Origin of the sequence: Streptomyces sp. NPDC093984 (assembly GCF_044764595.1) — a bacterium.
Taxonomy (GTDB): domain Bacteria; phylum Actinomycetota; class Actinomycetes; order Streptomycetales; family Streptomycetaceae; genus Streptomyces; species Streptomyces cynarae.
Map to the genome: position 1 here is coordinate 193,068 of NZ_JBIWIM010000006.1, position 14,915 is coordinate 207,982.

Sequence of the window (14,915 nt, forward strand, 5' to 3'; positions counted from 1 at the left end):
GGCGGCTTGCGTGGATTGCTTACGCGAGTTCCAGCGAAGCCCTCGCCCGGCCGATCAGACGCCGTGCCGGGGCTCCGTATTCGGCAGACTCCGCGAGCCAGTCCCATGCGCGTTCGTACAACCGGATGTCTTCGTCCCCGGCGAGCCATAGCTCTTCGCTGATCGTCTCCACGATGACCAGCCTTCGGTCATAGATCCAGAATGCATGCGGGGCCGTACGGCGCAGCTGTGTGCCGAAGGGCAGGATGCCCAGCTCGATACGGCGCTGGCCGACGAGGTTGTACAAGCGGTCGAGTTGTTCGACCATGACATCCGCTGGGCACGAGCGGTGGTAGAGCGCTGCCTCGCACACGAGGAACCGGAACGACTTCTCCGGGTCGTACAGGGATTCTTGGCGACGCATGCGGGCCTCGGCTGCGGCCTCGGTGGTCGGCGGGATGCCGCGGAACTCGGCGTTGCTGTCGAAGATGACCCGAGCGTACTCCGGCGTCTGGAACAGCCCGGGGATGCGCGACACCTCGAGCCCGCGGATCACCTTCGTAGCCTGGGTCTGCCGTACCGCGATCTCCTGCCGTCCGCGGTGCCCGCCGGCCAACTGGCGTCGCCAGGACCGGTGGCGCTGCTTCATGTCCAGCCCGGCGAGCAGCCCGTGTAGCTCCGCCTCGGCATCGGCGCGGCCAGTCGCCTGTGCCCACGCGGTGAGGTCCTCGCGGGTCGGGGTCTGCTTGCCGTTCTGCAGCCGCGAGACCTTGGACGGCTGCCAGCCGAGCTTGGCGGCGATGTCCTTGCCTTCCAGACCGGCCTCGGCGCGCAGCTCGCGCAGCCGCGCGCCGAGGGCTTCCCGGGCCGTCTGGAAGTCTGTGGTCACACTGTGGAACGTACCCGCCTGGCGAACTCTTCGGTACCGACGGCGTGGTGCCAGCCCGCGTCCCGGGCCTGGCAGGCGGCGAGGACCTCCGCGGGGTCCTCAGTGACGTACACACCGAGGGTGGTGTCCTTCTCGTCGAACGCGAACCGGGCAAGGATCTTCGAGTCGAACAGCCAGAAGTCGAAGTCCGGCAGGCGCAGCCGATCGGCTTCCGCGCGGGTGAGATTGCGGATGTCCTCTCCTGCGGCGGTGTTGGTCGGCGCGCTGGCCATGAGGAATTGCTGCCCCTGGGTAGGTGGCTCGTCGACGATCCGGACCCTCTCAAACCGCTTGCCCTGCGCCGTCTGAGCGCGGACGTTCTCGCGCCAGGCGTTGGCCGGGCCGCTGGCGATGTCCTCGCCCGCCAGCCAACGTGCCCACTTCGGGCTGGTGCGATCGGAGGCGTAGCCGCGGCGGGTCTCCAGTCGCCAGGCGGTATGCCGGAACTCTTCGAAGAGGTGGGCAATCGATGCGAACGGCTGAAGCTGCGGCACGTCGCTCTTCGGGGCGTACCGGGTCAGGAGGCTGCGTGGGACGCGGACGAACGTCTCTGACGGCTTGACGTCCCGCAGTTCGACGAGGTGCTCCGGGTCGGTCTCCCGCTCGCCCTGCACAAGGATTTCGTCCGTCCCTTCGATCTCGTACAGGGTGGGGCAGTCGCCGTCGTCGCTGGTCGTGCCGAGGAACCTGAGCGTCATCTCGTCCTCCGAGTGCTGGTTGGATGACCAGGGTGCGCGCGGAGAGCGAGACCCGCGCGAGCATTGCGGCAGATTGCGCGCCCAGAGCGGGGCGCGGCGATTGCGCGCAATCACTGTGTCGGCGGGGTGGCCCTCCCCGGCGCAGGTCAGCTCGCTGTGATGGCCGAGTACGTCCACACGTCGGCCGGAAGCTCGTGCTTCAGGCGCCACGTGATCGCCATCGGCTTGCTGCCGGTGTGGGTCTTGTACGTCGCCGGGCCGAGGAGCATCCATGGCTGGGACTTGCCTATGTCCGTGTTCTTGTAGCGGCGCATGAACAAGAGGATCTGACTCCCGCGCTGTGCGTGCTCCCGGTAGCGCCTACCGGTGCGGGAGTCGGCCGCCGTCGAGTTCTGGGACTCCCAGTGGAAGAGCGTCGGACTCAGCGCGTAGTCCTTGTACCGGACGGTTGGTGAGAAGTCCTTCTCGTTCTTCTCCAGTGTGATGAGCAAAGCATCCGTCTGGAGATCCTCGACCCACTGCACGCCCTGCGCGAAGGACCTGGGCATCTGGCCGCCGAAGCGCGCCACTCCGAGAGCGGCGAGGATCTCCGAGCGGTTGTACGCACTGTGCACCTTCAGCGGGACATGGCTGAGGCGGCCCGACAGCGGGATGGGGAAGTGGTCGGCCCGCTCGACGACGTGCAAAAGCAACTGCCTCAACTCGTCCCGGAACGCCCGCTGGGGGCGCAGTGACTCCAGTCCCTCCTGAAAGCTGGTGAAGCCGCCCGCGTTATCCCAGAGGTTGAAGAACAGCATGCGGGCGTACGACTGATCGGTCGGCCCCAGTTCCTCGTATGGCGGGGCGTCGTCTTCGAGGAGGCGGAGGTAGGCCTGCGCACGCTCGGGGTCGTCTACATGGAGAAACGCGTGGACCCGCTTGAGCAGCGCTGCTTCTCCCGAAGGTGCGGCTTCCGCGATCAGGCCGGCCCGGCGCAGGACGGTCGTCCAGGAGTTGTCGCTCTTGTACAGCTCCTTGATCTCCCGGCGGCTCTCGCGGAGGTAGTCGGCGAGGCGTGGGGTGCTGTACGCCTTGACCTCGTTCACCAACGTCTTGACCGTGGCACCCAGTTGCGTCCGGATGTTGTCGAGAACGAGGTCCTTGGACTTGCCCTCCAGGATGATCTGACAGCCAGACGGCAGCTGCGGGAAGTCATGCTCGATGTGGTCGACGAGCCGGTTCCGCGACAGGTTCGTCATAGCCCGGAACTGCTCCTCGAAGCGGAACTCCGCTCGGTGCTGTCCGATGAAGTCGAGGACCGTGAGCACTGGCTTCGTCTCGGTGCGCCTCAGTCCCCGGCCCAACTGCTGGAGAAAGATCGTCGCGCTGTTGGTGGGGCGGAGGAGGAGCAGGGTGTCGACGTCGGGGATGTCGAGTCCCTCGTTGAACAGGTCGACGGAGAAGATCACCTGGAGTTTTCCATCGCCCAGGTCCTTCAGTGCCTGGGCGCGCTGGCCAGCGGGCGAGTCGCTGTCGAGTGCCATGGCCTGGAAGCCGGCCTTGCGGAAGAAGTCCGCCATGAAGTGGGCGTGCGCTTTGCTCACGCAGAAGCCCAGCGCCCGCATCGCCCCGGGGTTGGAGACCTTGTCCCGGATCTGCTTCAGCACGATCCGGGCGCGGGCGTCGTTGCCCGTGTAGAGGTTGTCGAGTTCCTGGTCAGCGTACGTGCCCTTCTGCCAGCCCAGGTTCCTCAAATCTGTTCCGTCCGGGACACCGAAATAGTGGAAGGGGCACAGCAGGTCGTTCTCCAACGCCTCCCACAGTCGCATCTCGGCAGCGATGCGCCCCTCGAAGAACTCGTCCTGGACGTTGAGCCCGTCCATCCGCTCGGGAGTCGCCGTCAGGCCCAACAACTCCTTCGGCGTGAAGTGGGCGATGACCCGGCGGTACGTAGCGGCGGTGGCGTGGTGGAACTCGTCGATGACGATGACGTCGAAGTGATCGGGCGACAGCTGCTCCAGCCGCCGGACGTTGAGGGACTGAACGCTGGCGAAGACGTGGTTCCACTCGCGTGGATCCTGCCCCGCGTGCAGCAGCTCCCCGAAGGAGGCGTCGTCCAGCACCTCCTGGTACTTGCGCAGGGACTGGTTGAGGATCTCCTTGCGGTGGGCCACGAACAACAGCCTGGGCCGTCCGTTGGTCGACTTCCCGCACAGGCTGCGGTAGTCAAGCGCGGCCATCACGGTCTTCCCCGTGCCAGTGGCAGCGACGAGCAGGTTCCGGTGCCGCCCGCGGATCTCCCGCTCGACTCTGAGCCGCTCGAGCATGTCTCGCTGGTGCGGGAAGGGACGCACCTCGAGACCGGAGAGGTTGATCTTCAGGTCGGTGGACGGGGTGCTGCCGCTCGCCTGAGCCAGTGCTCCATCGAGGCGCTCGCCATGGAGGTCGGGGTCGTACGTCTCGAAGGCGATGTCATTCCAGTACGCGTCGAACGTCGCCTCGAACTTGTCCAGCACTGCGGGCGTTGCGACGGACGACAGACGTACGTTCCACTCCAGGCCGTCGAGCAGTGCGGCCTTGGACAGGTTGGAGCTGCCGACGTAGGCGGTGTCGAAGCCCGTCTCGCGACGGAACAGCCAGGCCTTGGCGTGCAGGCGCGTGGAGCGGGTCTCGTAGTTGACCTTGACCGTGGCACCGAAGTCGCGGACGAGACGGTCGAGCGCATGGCGGTCGGTGGCGCCCATGTAGGTGGTCGTGATGACCCGGATTTCTACGCCTCGCTCCTTGGCGGAGCGGAGAGCGTCCTCCAGGACCCGTATGCCGTACCACTTCACGAACGCGCAAAGGAGGTCGATTCGGTCCGCGGTCGCCAGCTCGGCCCGCAGCTCCGAGCCCAGGCTGACGTCCTCCGGCGAGTTCGTAAGCAACGACGTCTCGGAGAGCGGAGTAAGCGGGCGGATCGCGTAGGCGCCCGGTGCCTCTTGCCTGGCGAGAGCGAGAAGCTGCCGCGGGCCCTCGACGACCGTGCTGATGGGCTCGGCGTCACTCTGGCCAGCTGTACCCAGGGACTCGAGTATCCGGTTGACGAAGGGGACCTGCTGGTCGGGCGGGAGCTGGTTGAGCCTGCGGGCGACTACCTCGCCGATGTGACGAGCCAGCACATGAGGTGAGGACTCGGCGCTGACCTCCGCGTCGATGGCCTTCCACCCCGTGGCCTCGAGCTGCCCCAGCTCGTCGTGCACGCTCTGGGTGATCAGCTTCTCGTACACCCCGGCCACCGGCTGCGCCGGACCCCCCGTCCCCGTCACCATGACCCCCTCGAGCGCACGTCAATGTGGCTCTGTTCTAACAGGAACCACCGACAATCGAAGGTCCTGTGCCGAAAGGTGATCGTTTTCGGAGCGCCGAGGGCAGCAGTTGGTGGGTTTGGGCCACCTCGCGCTGCTTCGACCAGGCCCCGCCGAGGCCGCGAGTGGCTCAAACCCACCAACTGCGGTGATGCAGGAACGCCCCGCCCGGACGCGGTGGAAGCCCGTGACTTCCGGGTGTGCCCCGCCAGTGAGGCCGTGGGTTCGCCCTCAGCCCCCGTGGCACCCCTCATAAACCCGCCCCGACCCACACCAGCACCCATCCCCCCGCTCCGGCGGCCAAGCCACAGCCCGTCCCCGTGCGGCCAGGATCGTCGCGTACTGCGGTAGCAGTGCCGCGTCCCCCGGTGCCGCGCCCTCCGAGGCCGCGAACGCCTCGTACGACGGCACCGTGCCCGACACGATGCCCAGGTTGCCCGTCCCCGAGGCCGACAGTTCCCTCAGTGAGCCCTCTATCGTCGCCAGGTGCTCCTCGTGCGACGGGTACTCGGCGGCCAGCGACGGGTACATCGCCACCAGCTCCGCCAGCTCGCCCGCCGGCCAGTGCAGGACCGCCACCGGGAACGGGCGGGACAGGGCCTCCCGGTAGGCGCCCAGTTCCGCTCGCAGGCGGGTGATCTCCGCCTTCAGCTCCGCCGGGTTGTTCGAGCCCAGGGTCCAGATGCGCTTGGGGTCGTGCAGCTCGTCCAGGGTGATGGAGGAGGAGTGGACGGAGTCCGCCAGGGCGTCCCACTCGTCGTGGGCCGCGCCCAGCATGCGGCGGACCCGGTGGCGGCCGTAGAGGAGGGGGTACGTGGACTGCGGGGGCTCCGTGCCGTCGCCCACCAGGAGCCGTAGGCCCTCCGTGAAGGTCTTCTCGGCCGCCTCCAGCTCGTCGTGCGACTCCAGGGACTCCGCGATGATCACCCAGGGGGCCGGGTGCCGCGGGGCGGCCGTGCGGATTCCCTCGATGATCGCCCGCGCTTCCGCCTCGTGGTCGTACTCCCACAGGTTGGACGCCTTCAGGGCGCGTACCAGGTGGGGGTTCTCCAGCGGCTCACCGGAGGACAGCAGGCGGTCGTACAGCGCGGTCGCGCCGGGGCGGTCGCCGGCCAGTTCCCGGTGGGCCGCGGCCTGCAACAGCAGGTGCTCCGCGTCCTCCGGATACAGGCCGACAGTCCGCTCCAGGCGTGCTGCTTCGGCGTTGTGGTCGACGTTCTCGGCAGGCGTGTCGGGGCGCATGGGGGACACCGTACTGCCGACGGCTGACAAACAGGAGAGATTCGCAGGCCAGGGGTGGCGCAGGTCTCCCTTGGGGGGACCTCCTGCGGTCACCTCACGGGGGTCACGCCACAACCCCGTCCACCTGCAGCGTCTGCACCGCGCCCGCCGCGAACGGCACGCTCAGCGTCTTTCCGCTCAGGTACGTGTCCGAGTGGGACGTGTACAGGTCGCCGCCACCGCCCGTGACCGTGTTCCAGCGTGGGACCACGCCGCCCGTGCCGCCCGTCACCGTCGTGAAACGGGAGAGGTCGAAGGTCAGGGTCTGGGCGGAGGTGGACTTGTTCGCCGCCACGATCACCAGGCGCTTCGCTGCTTTGTCCAGGGCCGCGACCGCGTAGTCGACCCCCGTGTCGAGGATGGTCATGCCGGGGCGGATGTGGCGGCTGAACTGCGCCATCACGTAGTACTTCGTCTGCACCGCGCCCGGCTGGAGCGTGCTCGCGTCGTAGGCGATCATCGCCCAGCTCGCCGTGGGGTCCATCACCTGCCAGTACACCCACGCCGTCGGGTGCAGCCAGCGGAAGTCCAGGAGCAGATTGCTCGCCAGGGTGAGGCCGGTGGCGTCGCCGTCGCCCGTCTCCGAGTTCCACAGGGCCTTGCCCGACGTCTTGACCACGTCCGTGTAGAGGAGGTCCCTGCGGCCGCCGGAGCCCTGGTAGCCGTGGACGTTGACGCGGTTGACGTAGCCCTTCGTCGTCGAACTGAAGGAGCCCCACGTCGTACGCGCCAGGTCGTAGCTCGTCTCGTCCGACGCCGAGATCTTCGTGCCCGTCAGGCCCCGCTTGTCCAGCTCACTGCGCAGGTACGGCAGGACGGCCGACTGCACGGTCGCGTCCATGTGGCAGCCCTCCTGGGTGCCGTCCGCCTTCCACCAGCCCGACGACGGCTCGTTGAAGGCCTCGACCGTCGTGAAGTTCACGCCCCAGTTGTTCTTGGCGTAGAGGGCCACGGAGGCCAGGTGGGAGGCGTGCTGGCGGTAGTTCCAGGACTGGAGGTTGTTGCCGCCGTCGGAGGCGCCCGACGGGTTGTGGTTCAGACACATCCACCACATCGGGGAGTTGGCGAACAGCTCGCTGATCGCGCCGCGTTGGGTCGCCTTGACCAGCATCGCGCGCTGGGTGCCGTCCGCCGTCCACTTCCAGGCCGAGGAGGTCGGGTCCTCGTTGTTCCAGTCCTGCCAGTAGCCCTCGATCTGCTTGAAGGACGGGATGTTGGGAGAGGCGACCATCGACGCGCTGCCCACGCTGTTCCAGCTGCACGCGCCGAGGTTGTAGCGGGCGATGTTCAGGCCGAGGCCGGGGAGCGTCCTGCCGTTGTACGACACCGACTTGGTGGTGAAGAAGATGTCGGCGAAGTCGTCCCGGGCGCCGAAGACGTTCGCCCACCAGGCGAGGGAGGTGCCCCAGCCCTCCCAGCTTCCGTATGTGGTGCCCGGGTTGACCGCGATGGTCGCGTCCGCGTGCGCGGTGCCGGTCGCCAGGGCGCTTCCGAGGAACGTGCCGCCCGCGGCGGCCAGCAGAGTTCTGCGTCGGATCATGGGCTTCTCCGCCTCTTCGTGCCGCTCGAACGCCGGGTCGTCCCCTCGGCGTCGACCGGTTCCGCTGGATGCAACACGAAGGATCAGGTGTGGCCCATGGGGTTGTCGAGGGTTGTGACGGCCCTTTCTAAAACCAGTAGACGAAGGGGAGGGCAGGGGGCAGGGTCTCGGATTTCGCGTACGGACCATGCTCTGGGTTGGGGTATGCCGTGGGCATTGCTGCGGAAGTCGTGGTCAGAGTGCGCCGCCGTGATGGCGACGAGGTCGAGGAATATGCCTGGCCCGCCGCTGGCGCCACGACGCCCCAGGCAGCCGCCTGGGGCGTCGTGGCGGCCACGGTCTACCGTGCGCGTCGGAGAAGCTGACCCGAGCGCCCGGGGACCGGTTCATGGGCGTCAGACGATGCGCTTGCGGCCCCGGACGAAGATGAACACCGTGACCGCCGCGGTCAGGGCGAAGAGGATCGAGGCGCCGAACCACTGCATGCTGCTCATCTGCGAGATCGGCAGGTAGTCCACCTTCCAGCCCACGAGGTCGAACTTCTGAACACAGGCCTTCTCCGATACTTCGTGTGCGCAGGTGCCCCAGCCGTAGGTCCGGCCGGATCCCGAGATGTACCAGTGGTCGATCTCCAGGGCGGCCTGAGGTGTCCGGGGGAACGCGTCGGAACTGATTCCCTGGCGTGTGGTGACCGTGAGGACGTGGCCGAGGTTCAGCCGCTGGAAGTGCCAGACCACCTGGACGGCGACGGCGAAGGCGAAGGTGACGACCATGGACATCAGGGTGCGGCGCAGGAGCATGCCGATCGCCACGCCGCCGACGACCGTGAAGAGCGCGAGCGCGACGGGAACGGGGCCGGTGTTGTCGAACGCGGCGCCGTCGCTCCAGTCCAGGGCGGTGGACGTGTACTTGACCGGCCCCCACCAGCGGCCGAACGCGACGGAGAGCGCCCCCGTGCACACCACGACCACCAGGCCGCTGATTCCGAGCTTGGTGGCCAGCCACCGGCTGGGGCTGACGGACTGGGAGGCGACGAGTTTGGCGGTGCCGTTCTCCAGGTCGCCGGCGAGCAGTGGGGCGCCGAGGAAGACGCCCAGCACGACGGGGATGAAGCCGAGGCCGAAGCCCACGAGCTGGAACCGTTGGGGGTGTTCGCCCTTGAGCCACGTGTCGGGTGACGAGTGGGGCCACCCTTGGGCGAGGAGCTGATCCATCAGGACGCTGCGCTGATAAACGAGCCACGCCACGCAGACGGCGGTGAGGGCGAGCACGGTCCAGAAGCCGGCTCGGTGCTGGCGCCAGACGAGCCAGTTCAGGCCGCTGAGCCGGGGGCGGCGGTTGGCTGTGGGGGACGCGGCGGCCCCGTTCTGCGTGTTGGACCCGGTGGCCATGGCGGCGGGGGTTCCGGCCAGGTTGCTCATGCCGTCACCGTCCGCGAATCGTGAGAGCCGTAGGCCTGGCCCGGGACATGGGCTTGCGGAGTGATCAGCGGTGGCGCGTCGGGGCAGCGCAGGTAGGCGAGCAGGAGTTCCTCCAGGTTCGGGGTGTCTGTCTGCCACTGGCCGGCCACCGGGCCGTCGGGGCGGATGAGGGCCGTGACCTGGCGTCCGCTGGTGCGGTACTCGACGAGGGTGTGGCCGGCGAGCGCTGCCGGGACGCCCTGGGCGTGCTCCTGCCGCTGGCCGGCGCTCTCATCGCTGCGGACACCGCGCAACAACAGGTGGGCGCTGCGGAGTTCGTCCACGTCGCCGACCATGCGCAGTCCGCCCGTAGAGATGACGAGGAGGAAGTCGCAGACGCTCTCCAGTTCACTGAGCATGTGCGAGGACATCAGCACGGTGGTGCCGTGTTCGGCGGCCTCCGCCAGCAACGTGCCCATGAGCTCGTGGCGTACCAGCGGGTCGAGGTCGGACATCGGCTCGTCGAGCAGCAGCAGGTCGGGGCGCTTGCCGAAGGCGAGGGCGAAGGCGACCCGGGTACGTTGCCCGCCGGAGAGGGTGCCGATCCTCGCCTCCATGGGCACATTGCCCGCGCGAACGATGTTCTCGGCGGCCCGCTGATCCCAGCCGGGGTTGAGTTCGCGGCCCATGCGCAGCGTCTCGGCCACGGTGAAGCGGCGGAACAGCGGTTTCTCCTGAGCGAGGAACGCGGTACGCCGTCCGGCCTCCGCGGATTCCGGCGCCGCGCCGAACACCGTGAGGGAGCCGTCCGTGGGCTGCAGCAGATTGGCGGCGATCGCCATCAGCGTGGTCTTACCCGCGCCGTTGGGGCCCACCAGACCGCAGATCCGGCCGGCCGGCAGCCGGAACGAGCAGTCCTGCAGGGCCCAGCCCCGGCGGTACTTCATACCCAACCGGACGGCCTCTATCGCCGTCTCCTGCGCTGGGCCCCGGACACCCGCGGCGTCTGTGGCGTTACTCACTGATATTCCTCTTTTCCGGGCTTTCCGTCATGTCCGCGGCCGCCGCGGTGGGGCCGTACCGCTCCTCCAGGACCGACGTGACCAGCGCGGCCACGTCCTCCCGTTCCAGGCCCGCCTCGCGTGCCCGCGACATCCACGCCTCCAGCTCCCCGCGCAACGGGGAGTCGGCACCCGCCTGGGGGCGGGCCAGTGACCTGCGGATGAAGGTGCCCAAGCCGGGCCGTGGTTCGGCCAGACCTTCGCGTTCCAGCTCCCGATAGGCCTTGAGCGTGGTGTTGGGGTTGACCGCGCAGGTCTCGGCGACCTCCTTGGCGGTGGGCAGCCGGTCGCCCGGCATCAGTACGCCCAGTCGCAGGGCCTGTTTGGTCTGCTGGACGATCTGCTGGTAGGCGGGCATCCCGCTCCGCCTGTCGATGCGGAACTCCACGAACCTCAACACCCTTTAGCTATTCGATTAGTGAAATGATGATGCGCGGCTGATCCGAGACCTGTCAAACAAACCGGCTCCCAGGGGCCCCTGTCGGGACAGAACGGTGACGGATTCATGACATAGAAGTCCTTCTGGTCACCCCGCCCTTCCTGAGCCTGTCCGCGCCCACCCTTGGACAGCAGCGAAGCGCGCGAGTGAAGGCCGCGTACCCGCCCTCCTGGCTCAGGCCCCTGACCTCGTCGAACAGGGACTACCGCATCAAGCGGTCCGGACGGCGGCATCCGCTTCACGTCGGCGCGATCGAGGTTGCGGCTGCCAGGAACTCGGCAGCGACTGGGACCGAGGCGATCACCCGAGGAGACGCCGCGGCGAACGGGAGGCCGGTCGGACGGCGATGCGATGGCGCCCGACGACTTCGACGACGAAGACGAGTGATGAGCCCTGCCACCGGCACGAGTCGACTCGCCCGCGCTTGACGACCGCGCTGAGGGATCCGCTGGCCTGGCGAGACTGATCATGCCCGCCACGGGGTGAGATCAGCTGTCAATCACCACGTCGGCGAGGTGCCCCAGGACATGCGTCCGTGAGACGCAACAGGGGAGAGGAAGGGGGCGGGGGCGAGGACGGGGACGGGAGTACCGGGCGTACGGGCCTGGTGACTTGGAGGCGTCTCTTCTATCGTGCGGGCGGCCCCCGTCGGCGCGTGCCCCGGCCGCGCTGCGGGGCTCCCGGCGAAGGAGGCGTACGCATGCGGGCTCTGCGGGTTCTGCGGGCTTCCGTCGTCGTGCACCGCACCCGGCGGCGCCGTGCCCTCCGTCGGCGTGCGCTGTGGACCGGTGGGGAACTCCTCGTCACCGTCGGCCTCGTGCTTCTGCTGCTCGTCGTGCACGAGGTGTGGTGGACCAACCGGGAGGCCCGGCAGGGGGCCGAGCGGAAAGTGGAGGCCCTGGAGCGGGAGTGGGGAACGGCGCCGACCACCGGTACGGCGCCGACTACGGGGACGGGAGCGACCGCGGGGACGGGGGCGACCGCGGACGTGGACCCCGGCGGGGCCGGGGGCGGTTCCGGGGCGCCGGCCGCCTCCGGTGCGGGACGCCGGGGCGGCGGCCCGCAGGGCGAGGGCTTCCGGCAGCCGAGTCCCGCCCGCTCCCAGGCCTACGCCGTCCTCGTCGTCCCGCGTCTGCACCTCCGCGTCCCCGTCGCCGAGGGCGTGGGGAAGGCGGAGGTGCTGAACAAGGGGTACGTCGGCCACTATCCCGGCACCCAGCAGCCGGGACAGGCCGGGAACTTCGCCGTCGCGGGGCACCGGAACACGCACGGGGAGCCGTTCCGGTACCTGAACCGGCTGCGGGTCGAGGACGTCGTCCAGGTGGAGACCGGGTCGGCCGTGTACACGTACGCCGTCGACCAGGTCCTGCCGGAGACCTCGGCCCGCGACTCGGGCGTCGTACGGCCCGTGCCGCGTTCGGTCGTCAAGCCGGCCTACGGGTACGGCGACCCCGGGTACTACATGACCCTCACCACCTGCACCCCCGAGTACACCTCCCGCTACCGGCTGGTGGTGTGGGGCAAGCTCCTGTCCATGCGGCCCCGGTGATCCGGGAAGTCCTCACGTCGGCCTGGTGGTTCAGGACGTCCTCTCGTCGGCCCGGGTGATTCAGGAAGGCCTCACGCCCGCTCCGGCCCCGGTGATTCAGGAAGTCCTCACGCCCGCTCCCGCAGCACCAGGACGGCGACCGCGCCCACGAGTGCCAGGCCCGCCGAGACGACCGCGGCGACGTTCGCACCGTGCGCCAGTGAGCCGGGGCCGCCCGATGTGGCCAGGGCGATGGTGAGGGCCACGCCGGCGCAGGAGCCGATGTAGCGGAAAGTCTGCTGGGCGCCCGAGCCCATCGCCGCGCGCTCGGCGGGGACCGACTCCACGGCGACCAGGGGGAGGGCGGCGTTCAGCAGGCCGCTGCCGACGCCTCCGATCACCAGGCCCGGCAGCACGCGGGTCCAGGAGCCGGAGCCCACCGCGCCGAGCAGCGTCAGGACGGCGACGGCGTGCAGCGCGAAACCGAGGGCCAGCTGGTGGCGGGGCGCGAAGTGGCCCGGCAGCCGCTTCACCTGGAGCGCGACCACGAAGGACAGCCCGGACCACAGCAGGAACAGCCACGCCGTGGCGATCGGGCTCAGGCCCAGCGTCCGCTGGAGCAGCGTCGGCAGGAAGGTGAACAGGCCGATCACCGCCAGGCCGGTGAACAGACCGCCCGCCGCGGAACCGAGGAAGCGCGGGCGGCGCAGCAGGGACAGGTCGATCATCGGGGTGCGGGTGCGGTGTTCTATCAGGGCGAAGGCCGCGATCAGGATCACGGCCGCCGCCAGCAGCAGCACCACCGGTGTGCGCAGCCAGCCGTCCCGGCCCAGCGTCAGCGCCGCCACCAGGGAGACGAGGGCCAGGCTGAAGACCAGGGCGCCCGCCAGATCCGGTCGGCCGCCCCGGGGCGCGCGGGACTCCGTCAGCACCCGGGCGGACAGGGCCGCGACGATCAGTGCCGCGGCGCCCAGCACCCCGTATGCGAGCCGCCAGCCGGGCAACGCGCCCGCGACCAGCGGTCCCACCGCGATGCCGCCGCTGACGAAGGCGCCCCACACGCCGGTCGCGTGCAGCCGGCCGCGCGGGGACGGGAAGGCGTGCACGATCAGGCCGAGGCTGCTGGCGAGGAGCGCCGCGCTCGCCGCTCCCTGCGTGATCCGGGCCAGCGTGAACAGCCACGTCGAGGTCGCGAAGGCGCCGAGCACGGTGGTGATGCCGAGGGCGACCGTGCCGGCCACGAAGATCCGCCGGCGGCCGTAGTCGTCGGCGAGGCTGCCGGCCACCAGGAGCAGCGCGGCGAGGCCGAGCGGGGTGCCGTTGAGCAGCCAGGCCTGCGCGGACAGCGGGGTGTGCAGGGCGGCGACGGTGGCGGGGAGCGTGACCGCGGGCGCGGTGTACGTCATCAGCGCCACGGCGGTGGCCGCGCTGGTCAGGGCGAGGGTGGCGGTCGCTCGCGGGGTCTCGTGGGCGGCGGGGGAGGTGCGGGGTGCCGTGGTCGGTTCGGTGCGTTGCAGCTGTGGCATGGCCTGCCCTTCCGGGGCGGGGTCGGATCATAAGGTTCGGTCACTGAACCTTGGCTTGGAAGGCGACGCTAGCAGGGTCAGTTCGTTCATTGAACCAACTTTTCGGAAAGTCGGTTCGGTGACTGAACTTATGCGTCGGAAACTCGTTACAGTGAGCCCATGGCTCTCGGCAAGGACTACGCGACGCAGGAGTGCTCCATCGCCCGCGCGCTGGAGATCATCGGCGAGCGCTGGACGCTGCTCGTCGTGCGCGACGCGCTCTACGGCGTACGGCGCTACAACGACTTCCTCGTCCACCTCGGCATCCCGCGCGCCGTCCTCGCGGCCCGTCTCCAGACCCTGACCGCCGAGGGCATCCTCGAGAAGCGCCGCTACCAGGACTCCCCGCCGCGCGACGAGTACGTCCCCGCCGACCGCGGCATCGCCCTGTGGCCCACCCTGCGCGCGCTCGGCCGGTGGGGGCGCGACCACTACTCCGGCACGCAACTGCGCATCTTCCGGCACGCGACCTGCGGCACGGACAAGGAGCTCGGGGCGTACGGTGAATGCCCGGCCTGCGGAACCATCGTGCCCGCCGAGGACGTTGAGATGCTGCCGGGGCCGGGGCTCGATCCCGACCCGGCCGATCCGGTCAGCCGGGCGCTGCTGAAGCCGAAGAGGATGCTGCAGCCGCTCGAGACCGAGCCTGTATAAGGGCAGCGAGCCTGTATAAAAGCAGTGAGGCGCAAGCGAGTTGGGGGAGGGGAGCGGATGATCCGGACCAGGGCGCAGCTGCGCCCCGCCGCCGCGCTGCTGCTCCTGCTGCTCGAGGTCGCGCTCCTCGACACCGGCAGCCTCTACGCCGCCGTCGCCTTCGCCGCGACCGCCGCCGCCGGTTCCGCCCTCGCCGTCTGCGCGCTGATCGCCGCCCGCAGCGTGCCCGCCGTGCCGCCGACCCGGGTGCGTACGGCGATACGGGACCGGGAGAACCGTACGGCGTTCCTGCCGCAGCGGGACCCCGACGCCCCGGGCCGTACGCGACCGCGGGCACCGGGGCGCGCCCTCCCGGCGACCGCCGCGTAGGGCACGTCTTCCTCGTACGTCTTCCGTACGGCCGAACCGTACGTCTCCCGTACGGCCCTTCCGTACGGCTCTCCCGTACGGCCTTCCCGTACGCCTCTGCCGTACGTCCGTGACCCCGCGCGGGTCGTCATGCCGACACCATCCCCA

At 69.4% G+C, this 14,915-nt stretch carries 12 protein-coding genes; 3 read left to right on the forward strand and 9 right to left on the reverse strand.

The window, feature by feature from the left end; translation table 11 throughout:
- Window positions 1-19 precede the first annotated feature (19 nt).
- From ACIRC0_RS22810 to ACIRC0_RS22845, 8 genes are all read right to left on the reverse strand, one after another.
- Window positions 20-868 carry a helix-turn-helix domain-containing protein gene (locus tag ACIRC0_RS22810; protein WP_403618345.1) on the reverse strand — a complete coding sequence of 283 codons (849 nt, stop codon included), beginning with the start codon at window positions 866-868 and terminating at the stop codon, window positions 20-22.
- Window positions 865-1,605 carry a DUF6879 family protein gene (locus tag ACIRC0_RS22815; protein WP_403619063.1) on the reverse strand — a complete coding sequence of 247 codons (741 nt, stop codon included), beginning with the start codon at window positions 1,603-1,605 and terminating at the stop codon, window positions 865-867. The genes ACIRC0_RS22810 and ACIRC0_RS22815 overlap by 4 nt, the downstream gene beginning before the upstream one ends.
- A gap of 146 nt (window positions 1,606-1,751) precedes the next feature.
- Window positions 1,752-4,895: a DUF3427 domain-containing protein gene (locus tag ACIRC0_RS22820; protein WP_403618348.1), complete on the reverse strand. Its 3,144-nt coding sequence runs from the start codon at window positions 4,893-4,895 to the stop codon at window positions 1,752-1,754.
- Between the two features lie 267 nt (window positions 4,896-5,162).
- Window positions 5,163-6,173 carry a hypothetical protein gene (locus tag ACIRC0_RS22825; RefSeq protein ID WP_403618351.1) on the reverse strand — a complete coding sequence of 337 codons (1,011 nt, stop codon included), beginning with the start codon at window positions 6,171-6,173 and terminating at the stop codon, window positions 5,163-5,165.
- Between the two features lie 103 nt (window positions 6,174-6,276).
- On the reverse strand, window positions 6,277-7,752 hold the full coding sequence (locus tag ACIRC0_RS22830; protein WP_403618354.1) for a beta-1,6-galactanase: 1,476 nt from the start codon (window positions 7,750-7,752) through the stop codon (window positions 6,277-6,279).
- A 395-nt stretch (window positions 7,753-8,147) separates the two neighbouring features.
- Window positions 8,148-9,173 (reverse strand): ABC transporter, encoded by a 1,026-nt coding sequence (locus ACIRC0_RS22835; RefSeq protein WP_403618356.1) that lies wholly within the window; start codon window positions 9,171-9,173, stop codon window positions 8,148-8,150.
- On the reverse strand, window positions 9,170-10,174 hold the full coding sequence (locus ACIRC0_RS22840) for an ABC transporter ATP-binding protein (RefSeq protein ID WP_403618359.1): 1,005 nt from the start codon (window positions 10,172-10,174) through the stop codon (window positions 9,170-9,172). Before ACIRC0_RS22840 ends, ACIRC0_RS22835 begins: the two co-directional genes overlap by 4 nt.
- Window positions 10,167-10,571, reverse strand: a complete 405-nt coding sequence (locus tag ACIRC0_RS22845) for a GntR family transcriptional regulator (protein ID WP_403619066.1) — start codon at window positions 10,569-10,571, stop codon at window positions 10,167-10,169. The genes ACIRC0_RS22840 and ACIRC0_RS22845 overlap by 8 nt, the downstream gene beginning before the upstream one ends.
- Before the next feature lie 781 nt (window positions 10,572-11,352).
- On the opposite strand from ACIRC0_RS22845, the gene ACIRC0_RS22850 reads away from it, so the two are divergent.
- On the forward strand, window positions 11,353-12,201 hold the full coding sequence (locus ACIRC0_RS22850) for a class E sortase (protein WP_403618362.1): 849 nt from the start codon (window positions 11,353-11,355) through the stop codon (window positions 12,199-12,201).
- Window positions 12,202-12,308: 107 nt separating this feature from the next.
- Here the strand turns inward: ACIRC0_RS22850 and ACIRC0_RS22855 are convergent, their stop codons facing one another.
- The gene (locus ACIRC0_RS22855) at window positions 12,309-13,706 is read right to left on the reverse strand and encodes an MFS transporter (RefSeq protein WP_403618365.1); all 1,398 of its coding nucleotides are present in this window, start codon (window positions 13,704-13,706) and stop codon (window positions 12,309-12,311) included.
- A gap of 159 nt (window positions 13,707-13,865) precedes the next feature.
- Here ACIRC0_RS22855 and ACIRC0_RS22860 point away from each other — a divergent pair, with 159 nt between their 5' ends.
- Window positions 13,866-14,399 carry a winged helix-turn-helix transcriptional regulator gene (locus ACIRC0_RS22860; protein ID WP_403618368.1) on the forward strand — a complete coding sequence of 178 codons (534 nt, stop codon included), beginning with the start codon at window positions 13,866-13,868 and terminating at the stop codon, window positions 14,397-14,399.
- 57 nt (window positions 14,400-14,456) lie between these two features.
- On the forward strand, window positions 14,457-14,768 hold the full coding sequence (locus ACIRC0_RS22865; protein ID WP_403618371.1) for a DUF6412 domain-containing protein: 312 nt from the start codon (window positions 14,457-14,459) through the stop codon (window positions 14,766-14,768).
- Window positions 14,769-14,915 lie beyond the last annotated feature (147 nt).

What these genes read in the sequence shown, in the direction of transcription:
- ACIRC0_RS22860 (WP_403618368.1), top strand. Translation starts at nt 13,866, where the DNA reads ATGGCTCTCGGCAAGGACTACGCGACGCAGGAGTGCTCCATCGCCCGC.
- ACIRC0_RS22815 (WP_403619063.1), bottom strand. Translation starts at nt 1,605, where the DNA reads ATGACGCTCAGGTTCCTCGGCACGACCAGCGACGACGGCGACTGCCCC.
- ACIRC0_RS22850 (WP_403618362.1), top strand. Translation starts at nt 11,353, where the DNA reads ATGCGGGCTCTGCGGGTTCTGCGGGCTTCCGTCGTCGTGCACCGCACC.
- ACIRC0_RS22865 (WP_403618371.1), top strand. Translation starts at nt 14,457, where the DNA reads ATGATCCGGACCAGGGCGCAGCTGCGCCCCGCCGCCGCGCTGCTGCTC.
- ACIRC0_RS22820 (WP_403618348.1), bottom strand. Translation starts at nt 4,895, where the DNA reads ATGGTGACGGGGACGGGGGGTCCGGCGCAGCCGGTGGCCGGGGTGTAC.
- ACIRC0_RS22830 (WP_403618354.1), bottom strand. Translation starts at nt 7,752, where the DNA reads ATGATCCGACGCAGAACTCTGCTGGCCGCCGCGGGCGGCACGTTCCTC.
- ACIRC0_RS22855 (WP_403618365.1), bottom strand. Translation starts at nt 13,706, where the DNA reads ATGCCACAGCTGCAACGCACCGAACCGACCACGGCACCCCGCACCTCC.
- ACIRC0_RS22835 (WP_403618356.1), bottom strand. Translation starts at nt 9,173, where the DNA reads ATGAGCAACCTGGCCGGAACCCCCGCCGCCATGGCCACCGGGTCCAAC.
- ACIRC0_RS22825 (WP_403618351.1), bottom strand. Translation starts at nt 6,173, where the DNA reads ATGCGCCCCGACACGCCTGCCGAGAACGTCGACCACAACGCCGAAGCA.
- ACIRC0_RS22845 (WP_403619066.1), bottom strand. Translation starts at nt 10,571, where the DNA reads ATGCCCGCCTACCAGCAGATCGTCCAGCAGACCAAACAGGCCCTGCGA.